This window comes from Acinetobacter sp. V104_13, assembly GCF_031798995.1.
Taxonomy (GTDB): domain Bacteria; phylum Pseudomonadota; class Gammaproteobacteria; order Pseudomonadales; family Moraxellaceae; genus Acinetobacter; species Acinetobacter pittii.
In genome coordinates this window covers 20,741-38,685 of sequence record NZ_JAVQNP010000014.1, presented here as the reverse complement: position 1 = coordinate 38,685, position 17,945 = coordinate 20,741, and the positions used below count along the sequence as shown (strand labels likewise).

Genomic DNA, 17,945 nt, shown 5'->3' with positions numbered 1-17,945 from the left:
AAACCCTAAAAGTAGAACCAGCGATGGGCTTGCTTTTAGGGTTTTAAATAAATGAATTGGTGTAAAAAATTAACCTTAAGGAACAATTACAAAATCAGGGTTTGCTATTGCAAAAACTGCTTCACGGTCAGCAACTGGTGGATAAATCCAGACAGTATTAATTTCCTGTTTAATTTTTTTCGCTTCTTCACGCACAAATTGAACTTGTCGATCCCAACCTTCGGTATAAAGTGCACCCCAAGGACCTAAGTCAACACACGTCACATACTTCGGTTGGCTGTATGGATGAAGGGGTAAATCAACCAATTCTGCCGCAGCATTGTAACCCGCCACACGGCCTAAGCTCATAGCATGCTGACACGACATCACATTAAAATTGCCTAAATCATCGGTTGGAACTTTTACAGTGTCGCCAGTCACAAAAATGTTTTTTGCTTCAGGTGCATGTAAATAAGCATCCCCAATCAAACGGGCTAAATTATCTTTTTCTCCAGCAATTTGAGAAGTGAGTGAGTTAGCTCGCATGCCTGCAGTCCAGATCACTGTTTCTGCTTCAATTTTTTCGCCATTAGAAAGTGTCACGCCAGTAGCATCTAACGCCGTAACTCGTAGCCCAGCTTTACCCTCAACACCTAGCTCGTTAAGGGCTTCTCGAATGACAGCCGCAGCTTGGTCACCCATCGCCGCGCCAATTTCTGTTGAGGAATCCACTAAAACTACACGGGCATCAGTTTCACCTAAAATGCTACGCAGACGTTCAGGCATTTCGGTCACAGTTTCTAGGCCAGTAAGACCACCACCAGCAACAACCACTGTATTACGCGCTGCATTTGCAGGTTTGTTGGCTAAATTTTTAAGATGTTGATCTAATTTTTCTGCATCTTCTAGGGTGCTTACACTAAATCCATATTCGGTAAGGCCTGGTATAGGTGGCATAAAAGTCGTACTACCGGTTGCCAGAATAAAACGGTCATAGCTTAAAGTTTGTTTGCTGCTATCGGTGGTTGAAACTTCAATTGTTTGTTGATCGGTATTAATTTTATCTACCCAACCTGCCAGAAATTTAACCCCAACCACACTTAATAACTCTGAAATATCAGGGTTCATGTTTTCAAGCACAGCTTCATAAAGACGAGGACGGATCCCAACATTCGGGCTAGGGGAAACCATCACCACTTCAATGTTTTGTTCTTGCGAAGCTAAATGAATTGCTCTTTGTGCAGCAAGTGCAGCCCATAAACCAGCAAAGCCAGAACCAGCAATAATAATACGCTTACTCATTTGATTATCCTTTTGATAGATTTTCGGACAACACGTTCCAGCTCATCACAAAATTTAAGGTGAGAGAATCCTTTCTCTGATTGTCCGAAAAATCTGAGAAGGCGTTTAAAACGATTAGGGGGTGTTATTGCTCTAGGGTTTGAGACCCTTTCAGTTCATTAGTCGAGGGTATCCCGTGAGATTTTGTTTTTCCGCATTTTTGCTGTTCTTCCTTCGATGCGTTCATTGATCCAGCCATTTACATCACTAAAAAATACGTCGGGCGCATAACGACCAAAACGGTCAGCAATATCACCAAGTGTATGAGCACCTAAAGCGTCTCTCATGGCTTTTTCGGCCTGTAGCATGACTGCATGTACTGCACACACACCACTGGTTGCCCAATCTGGTGGGGCATTGTTAAAGACTGCACATTTTCCACGAACTTCTTGGCACTCAAAAAGCGGTTTTTCACCCTCAATTGCATTCACGATATCTAAAAAACTGATTTCGTGAGCAGATCGAGCCAGTAAATATCCACCACGAACACCTTCTTGAGCAATAACGAGACCTGCCTTTTCAAGTTTAGGAAAAATCTTGGCCATAAAACTCGGAGAGACTCCTTGTAATTCGGCAAGATCCTTACTACTTAAAGGTTTATCTTCATTGTTCACAAGAAAAAGAAGACAGTGAATCGCATACTCGACGCTACTAGTGATATAAGCCATTTAATTTCATAATTGATCAACTACAAACACAGACTAATGTAGTCTGTGTTTTAAGTCAACAATAAAACTAGGACAAAGTTAGTCCTAGTTTAAAGAGGGTTATTTAAAAGTGTTAACTATGAATGTATCTGATTGAATAATTTAAATTTTATTAAATAAACAGATTTTAATAATTTATAAAAAATATTTTATTAAGTTCTCTGAATCGTAAGAATGTCTAACAGGTGTTTAATCAAATAGTTCACCACTTATAAGTAAGATAGATGAAACGAAATAGGCATTTATCATTTATTTATAGAGTTATTTAAATTATATTTACGTAGATTGTTTTACTTAAAATATTAAATAGATTTATCTGAATAAAAATATTTTTTTATATAGCATGATGAATGAATAAGAGAGTTGTTTTGAAAACTGAATTTATTATTAGATGTATTTATGCACTTTGCCTTATCGGTGCAGGGTTCAACCATTTACAAACAGTTTTGATGCATGGTTTGTTTTGGGACTATAACAATGCGCCTTTATTTACTTGTATTTATTGGACATCTTTAACGTTTATTGATCCACTTGCAGCAATTCTTCTATTTTATAGACCTCGTATCGGCTTAATTCTAACTTTTCTTATTATATTTAGTGATGTCATTCACAACACTTGGATTACATTAAAGGTAGGGCGAGACTTGCTCAACTATATGTATATTTCCCAATTTTTATTTCAGGTTTTTGTTGTGTGCACAATTAAGTTTCCTTGGAAGGCACATAAGAAAAGTTAAAATTTAAATATTGGAGAGAAAAAGCATTCTTTTACTCTCCAAATAATTTCTTCAAACTTACGAACGCCACCAATAATTTTCGACATTTGGTTCATTAAGATTCAAGAGTTCACCCATTTGAGGCGTACTAATCGCTAAATTATTTTGTTGAGCCAAAGCGACAATACGTTCAAATGGATCATCCCAAGCATGAAGTGCCAAATCAAAAGTACCATTGTGCACAGGCAACAAATGACGTCCTTTTAAGTCGATATGTGCTTGTAACGTTTGCTCTGGCTGCATGTGAACATCGGGCCATTCGGGGTCGTAAGCGCCAGTTTCTAACATGGTGAGATCGAAAGGGCCATAACGATGTCCAATCTCTTTAAACCCATCGAAATAGCCCGTATCTCCACTGAAAAATACCCGTAGATCATTATCAATAATCACCCAAGAAGCCCAAAGTGTCGCATTGCTATCGCCCATACCACGGCCTGAAAAATGATGAGCAGGGGCAGCCACCAATTTTAGCCCATCTACCTGTGTGGTATCCCACCAGTCGAGCTGCTGAACCTTTTCTGCTGGAATTCCCCATTTAATGAGCGTATCACCCACACCAAGCGGTGTTAAGAAATGCTCAACTTTATCGTTAAGTTGCATGACTGCATGGTAGTCGAGGTGGTCGTAGTGATTATGCGACAAAATCACGCCTTTGATGGGTGGTAATTCGGCAATGCTAATCGGCGGCTGATGGAAACGTTTTGGTCCAAGCCATTGAAAAGGTGATGCACGCTCTGAAAAAACAGGGTCGGTTAACCAAAATTCATTTTGAAGTTTTAACAAGATAGTTGAGTGGCCCAAACGAAATAGAGAACGGTCAGGCGCACTTAATAACTGTTCTTTTGACAAACTTAAAACAGGAATTGCTTTGTTTGGAACAGTGTCTTTAGGTTTGTTAAATAGAAACTTCCACATAAGTTGAAGCGTTTTGCCAAAAGAAGGCTGGTGTTGGTTTGGACGCGTATTTCTAAATTTGCCATTATGTTGCTGAGATGGCATTAAGGGAGCAGGCAAGTCTGTTGTGTTTGAAATAGTCATTTTGTTTTTCCTTATTGGAACAAACCTATATGTACAAATAAGAACTTGAGCTAAGTACTTATTTTGATTTATTTAAATGAGTATTTACTCACTCATTAACTCATTCAAAAGTAAGGACGCCGTGCTTCCTTACTTTTATCTATATTGAAACTGCATGCCAAAAGGCTTCAAAACCTGATTTGCGATAACGCTCGGCTTGAGAAGGGTCTTGGGCAATAAAATTGAGTGTAACTTCAGCAAGCGCACCTAAAATTGAAGCAATAAATAACGGTGGGTAATCTCTTAATTTTCCGTCATTAATACATTCTTGAATGTTTTGGGTGAGGTCACAAAAGGTTTGCATGCCAATTTGTTTGCTTTGTTCAGTAATTTGTTCTGAGGTCGAAAGCTGCGCCATCACTTTACGTTTAAGGGGAGCTTCTAAACTCCAGTCCAAATAGCTTTGCCAGATATGCGACATTTGTGTTTGTAGGTCAGAATCAGCAGGGTAACCATGCATCATCACCTGACGTAACTCAGCCTTTATTGAAAGATATAACTGATTCAGCAGCTCTTCTTTATTACTAAAATAGGTAAATAAAGTACCTTCTGCCACGCCAGCAACTTTGGCAATTTTTGAGGTAGACGCACGCTCGCCAAGCTCTGCCAATGTTTCGATAGCAGCACTTAAAATTGCATTACGTTTATCTTCACTACGAGGACGAGCCATATACAAACAGATTAATTGAGTGATTACTCAATCATACATAAAAATATTAAGACAGCAAGAGATATTTTGTTTGATCAACATTATTGATTCTTTCTAAATGTAATCGGTGTTTGACCTGTCCATTTTTTAAATGCACGAGTGAAATTTGTGGGTTGTATATAGCCTAAATAAAGAGCTATTTCTTGTATTTCCATATCACTATTGAGTAGTAAGTTTTCAGCTTCTTTTTGTTGCACTTCTTCTAATAGATGCAGATATGAAGAACCGACTTGGCTTAAATGGCGCCGTAAGGTTCGGCTAGACATGTTTAAGCGATTCGCAATTTCATCAAATGTAGGGTAACCGACTTGTGGGTTTAAATTTAACTCTGCTTTTACGGTCAGGCATATATCTTTAATTTTTTCGGAAAAGCGGAGTTGTTCAGCTTCACATTGGGCTAGAGCTTGTTTGAAAGCAATCGGATCCGCCATTTTAATAGGTAAATCTAAAAGCTGTTTTTTATACCGAATTTGATTGGTTGGTTGATTAAAATGAATAGTAGGCAATAGGTGTTGATAAGCTTTGTGGTAGCTAGGTTCTGACCAGTCAACAGATAATTCAATATCAGAAAAATCATGCTCTCTCAAAAATTGACCAGCTTGAATCACTCCAATCATTAAACATTCATAAAAAAATCGTCTAAGCGTTGCAGCTTGTTCGGGTTGATTGCTGATAATCGGGTGAGTTTCATTAATTTCAATAATAGAAAACTCATTATTTTCAAGCAAAGCAATACGATAATCTTTTAATCGCATATTAAAGAATTGTGTTGAAACCTCAATCGCCTGATGAAGGTTTGGACTACTCATGAGGGCGTATCCCATCGGGCCATGAGCAGTTAAACGCAGTTTTAATCCATATTCATACCCCAAGCCAGAATCTTTCGACAATAACAAGCTTTCCCACGCCAGCTTGGACCATTGTACGGGAGTAATACGCGCATCTAATTGATCTAAAAGAGTTAAGGGAATTTTACTTTTCTTCAAAATTTCAAGCGCAGAAAATCCTTTGTCAACCATGATTTCTAATAACAAATGCGCATAAGAAATAGGAATGCTGGCTTTGGATAGCCCATAAGGATCTTTCATAGTGTTTTTTATTATGGCCGAAAATGATTATCAGTATGACTGATCTACATCTCACGCTCAAGTCAAAACTTCGGAATAATCAATTTATTCTATTTTGAGCAAGAATTATGAGTCTACCTATTCCACGATCTTTATCTCGTGTTGTGATTACAGGTGCTTCATCAGGCATTGGAGAGGAGTTAGCAAAAAAATTTGCTGTGCGAGGATATTCCTTAGTTTTAGTCGCTCGCCGTATCGAAAAATTAGAAGCACTGGCTGAAAAACTAAAAGTTAAATATCAAATATCTGTAGATTTATATCCATGTGATTTGGGAGATAGAAAAGCTAGAGCTAAGTTTCGTCACTATTTAGAAAGTATCGAAGTTTCCATTCTTTGTAATAACGCAGGTTTTGCGACTTTTGGACGTATTCAAGAGTTAGATGCAGATCGAGAGCGTGAAGAAGTCGAAGTCAATAGTGTGGCAATTCACGACCTGACTTTAGCTGTGTTGCCCCAAATGCTCAAAAGAAAATCCGGAGCAATACTGATAGTAGGTTCTACTTCTGGTCATCAACCGACTCCAGCAAATGCCACATACGCGGCAACTAAAGCATTTGCAAACTCATTTGCAGAGTCTTTGCATAGCGAACTAATTGGTACAGGAGTGACCTGTACTTTACTTGCCCCTGGTCCTACTAAAACAGGTTTTAATGAAGTTGCGGGTATCACCAAAATTGATGGAGTCGGTGGCAATTTTGTTTGGGTAACCGCTGAGCGAGTCGCCAAAGAGGCGATTCAAGGTATGGATTGCAATCGCCGTATTGTGATTCCCGGTTTTATTGCACAGGCACAAACTTTTGGGGGACGTTATACCCCGCGCATTATTTTGCTCCCAATTCTGAAACAAGTATTTTCGAGATTAAAATCATGAGACAACTCATCAATGATTTAAGTGTTCCACTTGGCCTAGCCAATCTTGGTAATAAGCTGTATCACAATGCGCAATATCTGACAGCTGTTGTTGAAGTTGATCAAAAAATCATAGCTCGTTGGTTACCGTCTGGAATGGAATTGATGAAACCTGCCAGAGCTGATTTGTTCTGTGCCTATTTTCCTGAAAATGTCTATACAGGCGCTTATCATGAAGCGGGTTTGTTTGTTCATATTAAAGTTGGCAATAAAACCGGAATTTTTTGTCCTTGGATGATTTTAGACGATGACCGCGCCATGATTATTGGACGTGAATTACTTGGCTATCCTAAAAAACTTGGTGAAATTAGCTGGGAAAATGATGGCAAGCATATTGTTAGCAAAGCTTCACGCCGAGGTACAACACTCATTGAAATGGAAGCCAAGCTGGGTGAAGTCATTCATGATGCGCCTCCAATTTTAGGTTTACCACATCGAAATATTACAGGTGGATTGGGGATTGGTTTACCTCGTGAAGTTCGATTTACCCCGAAAGAACACCCACTTGAAATCCGTCGTGTAGAAATGAACCTACGTTTTACGGGTACTGAAAATGACCCTCTACATGAGATGGGACTAGGTAATGTCATTGAAGCAAGACTGCATCGAGTTGATTTGTCAGGTGGGGTAATTCCTCCAATTCAAATACCTCGTTTACGTACGCCATTATTTTTATTGCGTCAGTTTAATCCTCGTGTTTTATAACTGGAGAATAAATATGAATGCGCTCTTTCAATCAAAAAAAATACAAGATTTTTCTAAAATCTCAGCTTCAATTGATATTCCTGTAAGAGTAATGGACTTTGCCTTTCCAGATGAAATTCCAGAGTTCTGGTTCAATAATAATGCCTTGCTTACGATGTTATTGACTGCATTATCGAGTGCTTTTCCAGATGGTGAACGTCAATTTATTCATAGTGTGCGGAATTATCAGGACAAAATTAGCGATCCTATTTTGCTTAAACAAGTCCGAGCTTTTATTGGCCAAGAAGCGCATCACGGTAAAGAGCATGATGCACTTAATGCCATGATGCTTAAAAAAGGTTACCCAGTTGCACGCATTTATAAACGCTTTAAAAAGATGAACCGTATGTTGCAGCAACGGTTTTCTTTAGAACATCAGTTAGCTTGCACGGTATGTATGGAACACCTCACAGCAATTTTAGCTGACTATTTCATTAGTACCGCACCCCAAGATTTAGAGCTATTTAATACCCATGTAAGGAAAATCTGGGCATGGCATGCGATTGAAGAAACAGAACATAAAGCTGTGGCTTTTGATGTGTACCAGTTGTTGGTCAATAGACCTTATTTCTTACGGCTGGTGATGTTAGAAACTACGCTTTCTTTTCTCATCATTACCAGCAGAGGAACAACCGAACTTTTACGAGCTTCTGGAAAACAAAGAGACTTAAAAGAACTTTATCAAGGTTTCCGTTATTTGTTTGGAAAACAAGGTCTAGTTAGACGGATTGGCAGACATTATCTCGACTTTTTCTCCGCAGGTTTTCACCCTTGGCAGCATGACAATCGGGACATGATGAACTTATTAAAAAAACAATATTTCAATGAAGAGCTGCTGAAATAATCAAAAGTTGATGCTTGTGCAGTACTCACAGAACAAACAATTTTAGGAATAATTACCATGGCACAGTCTACATCTACAAATTCTCCGTTACAGCAACCATTAAAATTGGCATGTGGCATAACCATACCTAACCGTATTGCAAAGTCGGCCATGAGTGAACAATTAGCTGATCGTCACGGCTCACCCACCACGGACTTACAACAGTTGTATGCAGCTTGGGCCAGAGGTGGAGCAGGGTTGTTAATTACAGGCAATGTGATGATTGACCATCGTGCCTTTGTTGAGCCGCGGAATGTTGTTTTACAAGATGAGCAATTTTTACAAGCAAATAAGTTATGGGCTCAGGCGGCTAAGGCCAATGGTAGCAAAATCATCATGCAAATTAACCATCCGGGCCGTGTTGCTGTCTTGCCACTTTTAAAAAAGCCGATCGCGCCCTCAGCAGTCGGGCTTGATTTACCTGCCATGAATATTCTTCGCATTCCACGTGCGATGACCGAACCGGAAATATATGAGCAGATCAATCGATTTGCTACAACTGCTGAGCTTGCTGTTAAAGCTGGCTTTGATGGCGTACAGGTTCATGCCGCACATGGTTATTTACTCTCACAATTTTTGTCACCACTCTCAAATGTTCGAAACGATGGGTGGGGAGGAAGTCCTGAAAATCGACGCCGTATGTTAATTGAAACGGTTCGAGCTGTACGAGCTGCAATAGGCAAAGACAAAATATTAAGCGTAAAACTCAACTCTGCCGATTTTCAAAAGGGCGGCTTAAGTCAGGAAGAGTCTCTACAAATTGCATTAGCTTTAGAAGCAGAAGGGATCGACCTATTAGAGATTTCAGGCGGGAATTATGAATCTCCTGCACAGTTAGGCTATGCACCAGATCGTTCTGCTCAACGTGATGCATATTTTATTGACTATACCACCGCACTTCGCAAACAAAGCAAATTACCACTAATGTTAACAGGGGGACTGCGAGATGTAGATTTCATGAACCATATTGTTGCCAGTGGTACGGTCGATTTGGTTGGACTGGCTCGGCCTTTTGCAGTACAGCCAGATTTAGCTAAACAACTGTTAGCCGGAAAATCGGTATTAAAACCAGCAAAAATTCCAGCCATTGGATACAAACCCGTCGATGCCTATTTGCAACTCGCTTGGCATGCTTCGCAGTTTCGTCGTATTAGCAGTGGGCAACAACCGAAAGCGATTAAGGGATTAGTACGAACATTGATTGCCTTTGGTCCCCGTATGGGCTTTAACATTCTGACTCAGGATTAATGGTAAGCCCTTTTGAAATATAAGGAATTGTAATCATGAATAGTTTAATTAGACAAAACCATGTCATTGTTCCACGGCGTCCTGTATTTAATTTCACTGAAACACCAAAGCATTGGATTTATGATGACCCATTAGTTTTACAAATATTAAATTCAATTAACCCAATTACACCTGCACCTGAACGTTGGTTTTGTCAGACTTTTAGAGATGCATTGCCTTATATTAAAGATGAAAAACTTAAAGAGGCAGCAATTGCTTTCATTAAACAAGAGGGTGCTCATAGTTATGGACATACTCTTGGAACTAGGCATATAGAGGCTTTAGGTATTGATTTAAGTCGTTATACCAAGATGATGAATTGGATATTTAATGACATGATTGGCCCAAAACCATTAGGCTATGAATTGAAGCACCCACGCTTAAAGTCATTGTGGTTAACGACCCGATTAGCAATGGTGGCTGCCGCCGAACATCTGACTGGAGTGTTAGGACATTGGGTTCTCAATGCAGAGGGGCTACAACAAGCGCCTGTCGATGTAGAAATGTTACGTTTATTGCAATGGCATGGAGCTGAAGAGGTAGAACACCGTGAAGTAGCCGATGCAATGTTTAGATACTTTAGCAATAGCAACGTACTTCGGGTTGGGGCGGCAGCTTTCACGTTCCCGCTATTTATTGTTCTGGCTTATATTGCTGTAGAAAATCTAGTAGAACAGGATGCACAATTACCACATCGTTTTCGTTTCAAAGATTATTTCCGAGCAGCTCGACAAGACCGTGTGCCTAAGGTTGACGATATAATACGTGCTTGCTTGCGATATTTTAATCCTCATCATAATCCTTTAAATGAGGGATCAACTGAGCAAGCATTGGCATTTTTAAATGATGGTAATTACCATCAGGTCACTTAAATGACTATATTATCTTTCTGAATCAGTTTTAAAATGATTTTATAAACTATTCATAAGCTGCAATATTTGGCTCTTACACCATACGATTTGGTGTTCATGGGACTTTTGCTGATCCCAATATAAATTCATCTGATATCCAACAATATCTATCGGTAGCGGATGCACCTTAATTTGAGGGTAAGTATCTTTAAAATGAGCAATTTGACACTGAGGAATCGTGAGTAAATGGTCCATTTGTGTAATTAATCGGATTGCCGTTTCATATTGTTGGCAGCGTAAACTAATCGTTCTTTTGATACCTTGTTTAGATAAGAAAAAATCTTCAAAAACACGACCTGTAGGACGAGAGGACACGGTAATGTGCTTAGCTTCTAAATAAATTTCTTTGGTTAGGTTTGTTTTGGATAATAAGGGATGCTGCTTGCGACTTATTACTACAAACTGATCTTTAGTAAGGCATTCATAACCAATGCTATCTTCAACCGAATGTTGCACATCAATCGCAAAATCGATTTTCCCTGTAGAAAGCTCATGTCTTAAGTTTTTACGATCAATGCGTACGCTATTTAACTGCAAATTAGGATTAAATTGAGTTAAGTGCTGAATAATAGAAGGTAAAAAAATTCCTTCATACTCATCATTCATAGCAATTGTGAGATGCTTTAAATCTCGTGCTGGCACAAAGTCATGCGTGCTTTGAATTGCTTGATGCATAAGTTGTAATGACTGTTCAATTTTAGGCCATAAACGTTTGGCTAAAGGTGATGGAACAACACCGTGTCCATCTCGAATAAATAATGGATCATTAAAATGATCACGTAAACGTGCCAAAGCATGGCTAACAGCAGGTTGACTTAGAAAAAGTTGTTCACTGGCCCGTGTTAGATTTTTTTCTTTATAAATTGCCACAAATACACGAAATAAATTCAGGTCAATACGAGCAAGAGAGGCAATATTATTATTCATTTCATTCATAGTTTGTTATTCAAACAATTCATTTTATTCATTGTAACAAGTTAGATATGGTCAGGAAATAGCGTAAGAAATAGAGTGATTAAAACCGTGAATTTTGAATGTAGCGCTTGTGGTAACCACATTTAGAAGCGTTGATTACTACTAATTTTTATAAAACCTATGAACATAAGGAAGTGATATGGCAACACATTTATTTGATTTGACTGGAAAAATAGCCTTAGTTACAGGTGCAAGTCGCGGCATTGGCGAGGAAATTGCCAAACTTTTAGCTGAACAAGGTGCACATGTAATTGTTTCTAGTCGGAAAGTTGAAGATTGCCAACGTGTTGCTAATGAAATTATTGCAGCAAATGGAAAGGCAGAGGCTTTTGCTTGCCATGTGGGTAAACTCGAAGATATTGCAGAAATTTTTGAATATATTCGTAAAGAACACGGTCGTTTAGACATTTTAGTCAACAATGCAGCTGCCAACCCTTATTTTGGTCATATTCTCGATACAGATATTGGGGCCTATAACAAAACGGTTGAAGTCAACATTCGTGGATATTTCTTCATGTCTGTCGAGGCAGGTAAATTAATGAAAGAACAGGGTGGCGGTGCAATTGTTAATACCGCATCTGTAAATGCCCTGCAACCCGGAGATCGACAAGGTATTTATTCTATTACCAAAGCTGCGGTGGTGAATATGACCAAAGCCTTTGCAAAAGAATGTGGACCATTGGGCATTCGAGTGAATGCTTTATTACCGGGTCTTACCAAGACCAAATTTGCTTCGGCACTATTTGAAAATGAAGATATTTATAAAAGCTGGATGGACACAATTCCATTACGCCGTCACGCAGAACCACGTGAAATGGCTGGAACTGTACTTTATTTAGTGTCAGATGCTGCGAGTTACACCAATGGTGAATGTATTGTGGTTGATGGCGGTTTAACTATTTAGGGAGGAATAGCAATGTACGAACATTATTCAGGTCAAGTGGTCTTAATCACAGGTGCGGCGAGTGGATTTGGTGCATTGCTGGCAGAGCAACTGGCGAAGTATGGTGCAAAATTAGTGTTGGGTGACTTGAATATTGAAGGGTTAAATACTGTAGTTGAACCGCTACGCCAAGCAGGAGTGGAGGTGGTTGCGCAAGTGTGTGATGTCAGCTCTGAAGCAGATGTACAGGCTTTGGTGCAAAGTGCAGTTACTCAGTTTGGTAGAGTCGATGTCGGGATCAATAATGCAGGTATGAGTCCGCCTATGAAAAGCTTTATTGATACCGATGAAGCAGATCTGGATTTGAGTTTTGCCGTCAATGCCAAAGGCGTGTTCTTTGGAATGAAGCATCAAATTCGTCAGATGTTGCAACAAGGGGGTGGCATTATTCTGAATGTTGCTTCTGTTGCAGGTTTAGGTGCGGCTCCCAAATTGGCTGCCTATTCTGCGGCAAAGCATGCTGTGGTGGGATTAACCAAAACAGCAGCGATTGAATATGCAAATAAAGGCATTCGAGTTAATGCAATTTGTCCATTTTATACAACCACCCCGATGGTGGTCGACAGTGAACTCAAAGAGAAACAAGACTTTTTAGCGCAGGCCTCGCCAATGAAGCGTCTTGGCCATCCAAGCGAAGTGGTGGCAATGATGCTGATGATGTGTGCCAAAGAAAACTCATATCTCACAGGTCAAGCCATTGCAATTGATGGCGGCGTGACAGCTTATTAAAACATTTATTAAATACATCTTATTCATATGTTTAGGAAAAAATCATGACAATTAATTTAAGCAATCGAGTGGCTATTGTTACAGGTGCAGGCGCAGGTCTAGGACGGGAACATGCATTGTTACTGGCTCGTTTGGGTGCAAAAGTGGTCGTGAATGATCTTGGTAGCGATGTAAACGGAAAAGGTGGTTCAACCATGGCGGCCCAAAAAGTCGTGGATGAAATTATTGCGGCTGGTGGCGAGGCGATGGCAAATGGTGCTTCAGTCACGGATATTGAACAAGTTCAACAGATGGTAGATGAAACCATAGCCCGTTGGGGACGTGTAGATATTTTAATTAATAACGCTGGAATTCTTCGAGATAAAACTTTTAGTAAAATGTCACTAGACGACTTCCGTACCGTGATTGATGTCCACTTAATGGGGGCAGTAAATTGCACTAAAGCGGTATGGGATATCATGCGCGAGCAAAAATATGGTCGTATTGTTATGACGACTTCATCCTCTGGTCTATATGGCAACTTTGGGCAGTCCAACTACAGTGCTGCAAAAATGGCATTGGTTGGACTCATGCAGACACTGGCTTTAGAAGGTGAAAAATCTAATGTTCGGGTGAACTGTCTAGCACCAACAGCTGCAACGCGTATGCTTGAAGGATTATTACCCGAAGAAGCTCTTAAAGCTCTTGCTCCAAGTGCGGTCAGTCCTGCAATCGCGACTTTGGTTAGCGAAGATGCACCTACCCGTATGATTCTTTGTGCTGGCGCAGGTAGTTTTGAAGCTGCCCACATTACCCTTACGCAAGGAATTTATTTAGGTACGGATGAACAAGTTCCGCATGTTTTAGCACAACGTTTAGCTGATGTTTCAGACCGAACAGATGAGTTTGTTCCTGTCAGAGGAGGCGCTCAGGGTGAGCTTGAGCTGAAAAAAGCTTCATTAATGGCAGGAGAATAATTTTGACAAAAAATACATTAAGCATCGACCAACTGGTTGAGTTGCAAGGTCAAGCATTAGGTAGCTCGCAATGGATGACCATTGATCAAAGCATGATTAATACCTTTGCAGATGTCACACAAGATCATCAATTTATTCATGTGGATGAAGAAGCTGCTCGTCAGACACCTTTTGGGGGCACGATTGCCCACGGTTTTTTAACACTCACTTTACTTTCAGCGATGGCCGCTCAGGTGTTGCCGACTGTACAGGGGCAGAAATCTGGCGTGAATTATGGCATCAATAATTTGCGTTTTATTAGTCCTGTACATAGCGGTAAGCGGGTGCGTGGAAATTTTCACTTAAAAAATGTTTCCCAAAAAAATAAGGGAAGTTATCAGTTGATCATGGAAGTCACGATTGAAATCGAAGATCAGGCAAAACCGGCACTTGTGGCCGAGTGGCTTACACTTGTAAATGTATAGGAATAAACCATGAGCAATGAATTAATTCTCTCTCGCCGTGATGTCGATTTTTTGCTATTCGATTGGCTAAAAGTCGAAGAACTCAGCCAACGCAATTCTTTTGCAGGACAGGACCGTTTTGAATATACGTCTGTTTTAAACGTTTACGAGGCTTTGGCAACCGATTTATTTGCTCCTCATAATAAAAAAAATGACAGTAATGAACCTGTTTTTGATGGTGAACGTGTAACTGTCAATCCTGAAGTCGGGGTAGCGCTTAAGGCTTTTGCGGATGCAGGTTTGATGAGTGCAGCGTTTCCGTCAGATTGGAATGGAATGAACTTACCCAATACCATTGAGCGTGCAGGTATGGCATATCTACTTGGTGCCAATTCGGGAACAGCGGGTTACGCCTTTTTAACCATTGGTAATGCAAATTTATTAATGGCTCATGGTGAACCTGAAAAAGTTAAACCCTATGTCAACGCTATGATAGAAGGCAAATGTTTCGGAACGATGTGCTTATCGGAGCCGCAAGCAGGTTCAAGTCTGGCTGATATTCGTACACGTGCGATTAAAACAAAAGATGGTCGTTATCGTTTGTTTGGAAACAAAATGTGGATTTCAGGTGGCGAGCACGATATCTCTGACAATATTGTTCATTTGGTTTTGGCAAAAATTCCAGATGAAAATGGACAATTACCAGCAGGTGTGCAGGGCATTTCTCTGTTTACCGTACCGCGCAAATTACTCGATGAAAATGGACAGCCAAGTGAACGTAATGATGTGGTATTAGCTGGCATTAACCACAAAATGGGCTATCGAGGAACAGTGAATTGTGTGCTGAATTTTGGGGAAGGTCGTTTCACACCCGAAGGAGAAGCAGGCGCAATTGGTGAGCTAGTCGGCGAAGCTGGTAAAGGACTGGCCTATATGTTCCATATGATGAATGAAGCCCGAATTTCGGTTGGACTTGGGGCAGCAGCATTGGGATATACTGGTTATCTTCATGCTTTAGATTATGCAAAAACTCGAGTACAAGGTCGCTCTCGTAGTGAACGCAATCCAAGTTCTCCACAAATTCCGCTCATTCAACATGCGGATGTTCGCCGTATGCTCTTGGCACAAAAAGCATATGTCTCAGGTGCGTTGGCACTATGCCTATATGCAGCCCGATTAACCGATGATATCCACTCGCTTGAAGATGCCGAGCAGCGCAATCAAGCCCATCAATTACTTGATCTATTAACGCCAGTAGTCAAAAGCTGGTCTTCTGAATGGGGGCTTGTGGCAAATGATTTAGCCATTCAAGTTCATGGCGGCTACGGTTATACCCGTGAATATAATGTTGAACAGTTTTATCGGGACAATCGACTCAACCCGATTCACGAAGGAACATTTGGCATTCAGGCGCTCGATTTATTAGGACGAAAAACACGTCTTAATCAGGGGCTGTCAATGAAGCTATTACATGAAAAAATCATGAAGACGGTTGAACAAGCCAAAGCAGAGTCTTCTTTAAAAGATCATGCAGATCAATTAGACCAAAAGTGGCAACTCATCCGAGATGTAACAGAGAAATTGCATGCCTTAACCGATGTAGAACTTCAACTGGCAAATGCCGCCAATTATCTGGAAGCTTTTGGACATCTTGTGGTGGGATGGTTATGGCTTGATCAAGCGTTAGTCATTCATAAACTCATGCCGAACTCAACAGACCCTGATTTTCTGCGTGGGAAGCTTGCCGCGTGTGATTATTTCTTTGGCTGGGAAATGCCGAAAATTATGAGCTGGTTAGCGGTACTTGATCCGGTAGAGACGACTCCACTCAATATGTCAGAAGAATGGTTCTAATAAGAACCATTCCTTAACCGCGCTGTTTGACAGAAAAGGAGAACAACCCGATTTTATAGAAAATGCCTAATAAGAATCACTATGTAAAACAAACATCAGGCGTTCAGTAAAGAGCGCCCTAATAAGTAAAAATAAAAATCTAGGACGGATTAAAAGATGAAAAAGAACACATTAGTCATGGTCATGGCTTCATTTTTTACGAGCCCACTCTATGCAGCAGCATTTGATCGAACAGGACAATCAATTTCTGCATTTCTACAACCCGGTAATTATTTTGAGGCAAGTTTATCTGTTTCAGACACTTCATTAGAAGGACAAGAAGCGGGTACAAACCCAACGCGTAATAGTATTTCTGATATTGCAAACTCTGATTATCGTCCCAGTGCAGCTTTGAAATTACAGTTAGCACCTCAGTTTTCATTTGGTTTTCTTTACGATCAGCCCTTTACTTCCGACTCAGAATATTATGGAAATAACAGCTTTGTTGCTAAGCCGAGTGATACGATTTTAGTACCAGGCATTGATTCAGCAACACTTGCCCAAAAGACCGGTAGAGAAGTCGTAACAGGTAACACCAAATCGAATTTTGTTATGCAAAATTTTAGTCTGATTTTTGGTTATCAACCGGATAAAAACTGGAATTTTTATGCAGGTCCTGTTTATCAGACGTTTAAAAGTAACGTCAATTTAAGAGGTCAAGTTTTCAGTTTATATAATGGCTATGACTTTAATGCCAAAGAAGTTGGAGATTGGGGATGGCTGGCAGGATTTGGTTATCAAATTCCCGAAAAAGCCATTAAAGCCTCATTGACCTATCGTTCAGAAATTATGCATGAAGTGACAGCCAATGAAAATGCGCCACTAGTTGATATGTTAAGTACGCAGCAAGGCCGTGATTTTCTTGATCAGCATTTGGCGTATATGGTTTCTATAGGACAACTCACTGAATCGCGGAAGGAGGCACTCAATCGTATTGTTGCGGGCTTACCCGAAGCAGGAACATCAGGCTCAACTAAGTTTAGAGCGCCAGAGTCAGTAAATTTGGAATTTCAGACCGGATTACGCAAAGGTACTTTATTGTTCGGTAACGTGCGTTGGGTTCACTGGAATGATTTTGAGTTTAAACCCTATCGTTTTGGCGAAATCTCAGAAGTTGTTGGGGTTCTATCAACGCCAAGTCGTCCAAACGGTTTTAATCTGGTTCGTTATTATGATGATCAATGGTCTGCCAATCTTGGGATTGGACAACGCCTAAGCGATAAATGGTCGGGTTCAGTTTCTGTAGGTTGGGACTCGGGAGCAGGTGAGCGCGTGTCCACAGGTGGGCCAGCTAAAGGTTATTACAGTGTTGGTCTTGGTGCGCAATATAGTCCAACTTCAAAATACTTTATTTCAGGTGGAATGAAGTATCTATGGCTCGGTGATGCCAAAGGTCAGCTTGGTGCTCAGGCAGGCAGTGAATATTATGTGGGTGAATATAAGAATAACTATTCAATCGGTTACGGTTTGAAAATTGGTTATAAATTTTAATTCAACTATTTGATGGATCGCTTAGTTATATAAACAGTTTATTTCTGTACGAGAGTAAGCAAAT

At 40.2% G+C, this 17,945-nt stretch carries 18 protein-coding genes; 12 read left to right on the top strand and 6 right to left on the bottom strand.

The annotated features are described in order from the left end of the window. Window positions 1-75: 75 nt before the first annotated feature. Both RMB06_RS03650 and RMB06_RS03645 read right to left on the bottom strand, forming a co-directional pair. Window positions 76-1,281: an FAD-dependent oxidoreductase gene (locus RMB06_RS03650; RefSeq protein ID WP_311078391.1), complete on the bottom strand. Its 1,206-nt coding sequence runs from the start codon at window positions 1,279-1,281 to the stop codon at window positions 76-78. Between the two features lie 158 nt (window positions 1,282-1,439). After that, window positions 1,440-1,988 (bottom strand): Rrf2 family transcriptional regulator, encoded by a 549-nt coding sequence (locus RMB06_RS03645; RefSeq protein ID WP_033847134.1) that lies wholly within the window; start codon window positions 1,986-1,988, stop codon window positions 1,440-1,442. 407 nt (window positions 1,989-2,395) lie between these two features. Between RMB06_RS03645 and RMB06_RS03640 the strand changes: the two genes are divergently transcribed. Continuing rightward, a complete protein-coding gene (locus tag RMB06_RS03640) occupies window positions 2,396-2,764 on the top strand; it encodes a hypothetical protein (protein WP_311078409.1) in 369 nt (122 codons plus the stop codon). A gap of 57 nt (window positions 2,765-2,821) precedes the next feature. Here RMB06_RS03640 and RMB06_RS03635 read toward each other — a convergent pair whose 3' ends face one another. From RMB06_RS03635 to RMB06_RS03625, 3 genes are all read right to left on the bottom strand, one after another. Beyond that, window positions 2,822-3,841, bottom strand: a complete 1,020-nt coding sequence (locus RMB06_RS03635; RefSeq protein WP_311078389.1) for an MBL fold metallo-hydrolase — start codon at window positions 3,839-3,841, stop codon at window positions 2,822-2,824. Window positions 3,842-3,980: 139 nt separating this feature from the next. Further along, window positions 3,981-4,550 (bottom strand): TetR/AcrR family transcriptional regulator, encoded by a 570-nt coding sequence (locus RMB06_RS03630; protein WP_311078388.1) that lies wholly within the window; start codon window positions 4,548-4,550, stop codon window positions 3,981-3,983. Window positions 4,551-4,630: 80 nt separating this feature from the next. Continuing rightward, complete coding sequence (locus RMB06_RS03625; RefSeq protein WP_206217868.1) at window positions 4,631-5,677, bottom strand: AraC family transcriptional regulator; 1,047 nt, start codon at window positions 5,675-5,677, stop codon at window positions 4,631-4,633. A 107-nt stretch (window positions 5,678-5,784) separates the two neighbouring features. On the opposite strand from RMB06_RS03625, the gene RMB06_RS03620 reads away from it, so the two are divergent. The 5 genes from RMB06_RS03620 to RMB06_RS03600 are packed head-to-tail and all read left to right on the top strand — an operon-like array spanning window position 5,785 to window position 10,412. Then, the gene (locus RMB06_RS03620; RefSeq protein WP_311078386.1) at window positions 5,785-6,588 is read left to right on the top strand and encodes an SDR family oxidoreductase; all 804 of its coding nucleotides are present in this window, start codon (window positions 5,785-5,787) and stop codon (window positions 6,586-6,588) included. Continuing rightward, on the top strand, window positions 6,585-7,331 hold the full coding sequence (locus RMB06_RS03615) for an acetoacetate decarboxylase family protein (protein WP_206217866.1): 747 nt from the start codon (window positions 6,585-6,587) through the stop codon (window positions 7,329-7,331). The genes RMB06_RS03620 and RMB06_RS03615 overlap by 4 nt, the downstream gene beginning before the upstream one ends. Window positions 7,332-7,344: 13 nt before the next feature. Beyond that, window positions 7,345-8,214 carry a metal-dependent hydrolase gene (locus tag RMB06_RS03610; RefSeq protein WP_206217865.1) on the top strand — a complete coding sequence of 290 codons (870 nt, stop codon included), beginning with the start codon at window positions 7,345-7,347 and terminating at the stop codon, window positions 8,212-8,214. Window positions 8,215-8,271: 57 nt separating this feature from the next. Further along, window positions 8,272-9,501, top strand: a complete 1,230-nt coding sequence (locus RMB06_RS03605) for an NADH:flavin oxidoreductase/NADH oxidase family protein (RefSeq protein WP_311078384.1) — start codon at window positions 8,272-8,274, stop codon at window positions 9,499-9,501. 35 nt (window positions 9,502-9,536) lie between these two features. Further along, the gene (locus RMB06_RS03600; RefSeq protein ID WP_311078383.1) at window positions 9,537-10,412 is read left to right on the top strand and encodes a metal-dependent hydrolase; all 876 of its coding nucleotides are present in this window, start codon (window positions 9,537-9,539) and stop codon (window positions 10,410-10,412) included. A 39-nt stretch (window positions 10,413-10,451) separates the two neighbouring features. Here the strand turns inward: RMB06_RS03600 and RMB06_RS03595 are convergent, their stop codons facing one another. Beyond that, window positions 10,452-11,387, bottom strand: coding sequence for a LysR family transcriptional regulator (locus RMB06_RS03595; protein ID WP_311078381.1), 936 nt, complete (start codon window positions 11,385-11,387; stop codon window positions 10,452-10,454). Window positions 11,388-11,565: 178 nt separating this feature from the next. On the opposite strand from RMB06_RS03595, the gene RMB06_RS03590 reads away from it, so the two are divergent. The 6 genes from RMB06_RS03590 to RMB06_RS03565 all read left to right on the top strand — a co-directional run bounded on the left by RMB06_RS03590 (window position 11,566) and on the right by RMB06_RS03565 (window position 17,881). Continuing rightward, on the top strand, window positions 11,566-12,330 hold the full coding sequence (locus RMB06_RS03590; protein ID WP_000190712.1) for an SDR family oxidoreductase: 765 nt from the start codon (window positions 11,566-11,568) through the stop codon (window positions 12,328-12,330). Window positions 12,331-12,342: 12 nt separating this feature from the next. Beyond that, window positions 12,343-13,098, top strand: a complete 756-nt coding sequence (locus tag RMB06_RS03585) for a glucose 1-dehydrogenase (protein ID WP_311078378.1) — start codon at window positions 12,343-12,345, stop codon at window positions 13,096-13,098. 44 nt (window positions 13,099-13,142) lie between these two features. Continuing rightward, on the top strand, window positions 13,143-14,054 hold the full coding sequence (locus tag RMB06_RS03580; protein ID WP_000154577.1) for an SDR family NAD(P)-dependent oxidoreductase: 912 nt from the start codon (window positions 13,143-13,145) through the stop codon (window positions 14,052-14,054). Between the two features lie 2 nt (window positions 14,055-14,056). Then, a complete protein-coding gene (locus RMB06_RS03575; RefSeq protein WP_311078377.1) occupies window positions 14,057-14,518 on the top strand; it encodes a MaoC family dehydratase in 462 nt (153 codons plus the stop codon). 9 nt (window positions 14,519-14,527) lie between these two features. Then, the gene (locus RMB06_RS03570; RefSeq protein ID WP_311078376.1) at window positions 14,528-16,351 is read left to right on the top strand and encodes an acyl-CoA dehydrogenase; all 1,824 of its coding nucleotides are present in this window, start codon (window positions 14,528-14,530) and stop codon (window positions 16,349-16,351) included. A 156-nt stretch (window positions 16,352-16,507) separates the two neighbouring features. Beyond that, a complete protein-coding gene (locus RMB06_RS03565; protein ID WP_311078375.1) occupies window positions 16,508-17,881 on the top strand; it encodes a long-chain fatty acid transporter in 1,374 nt (457 codons plus the stop codon). Window positions 17,882-17,945: the final 64 nt, after the last annotated feature.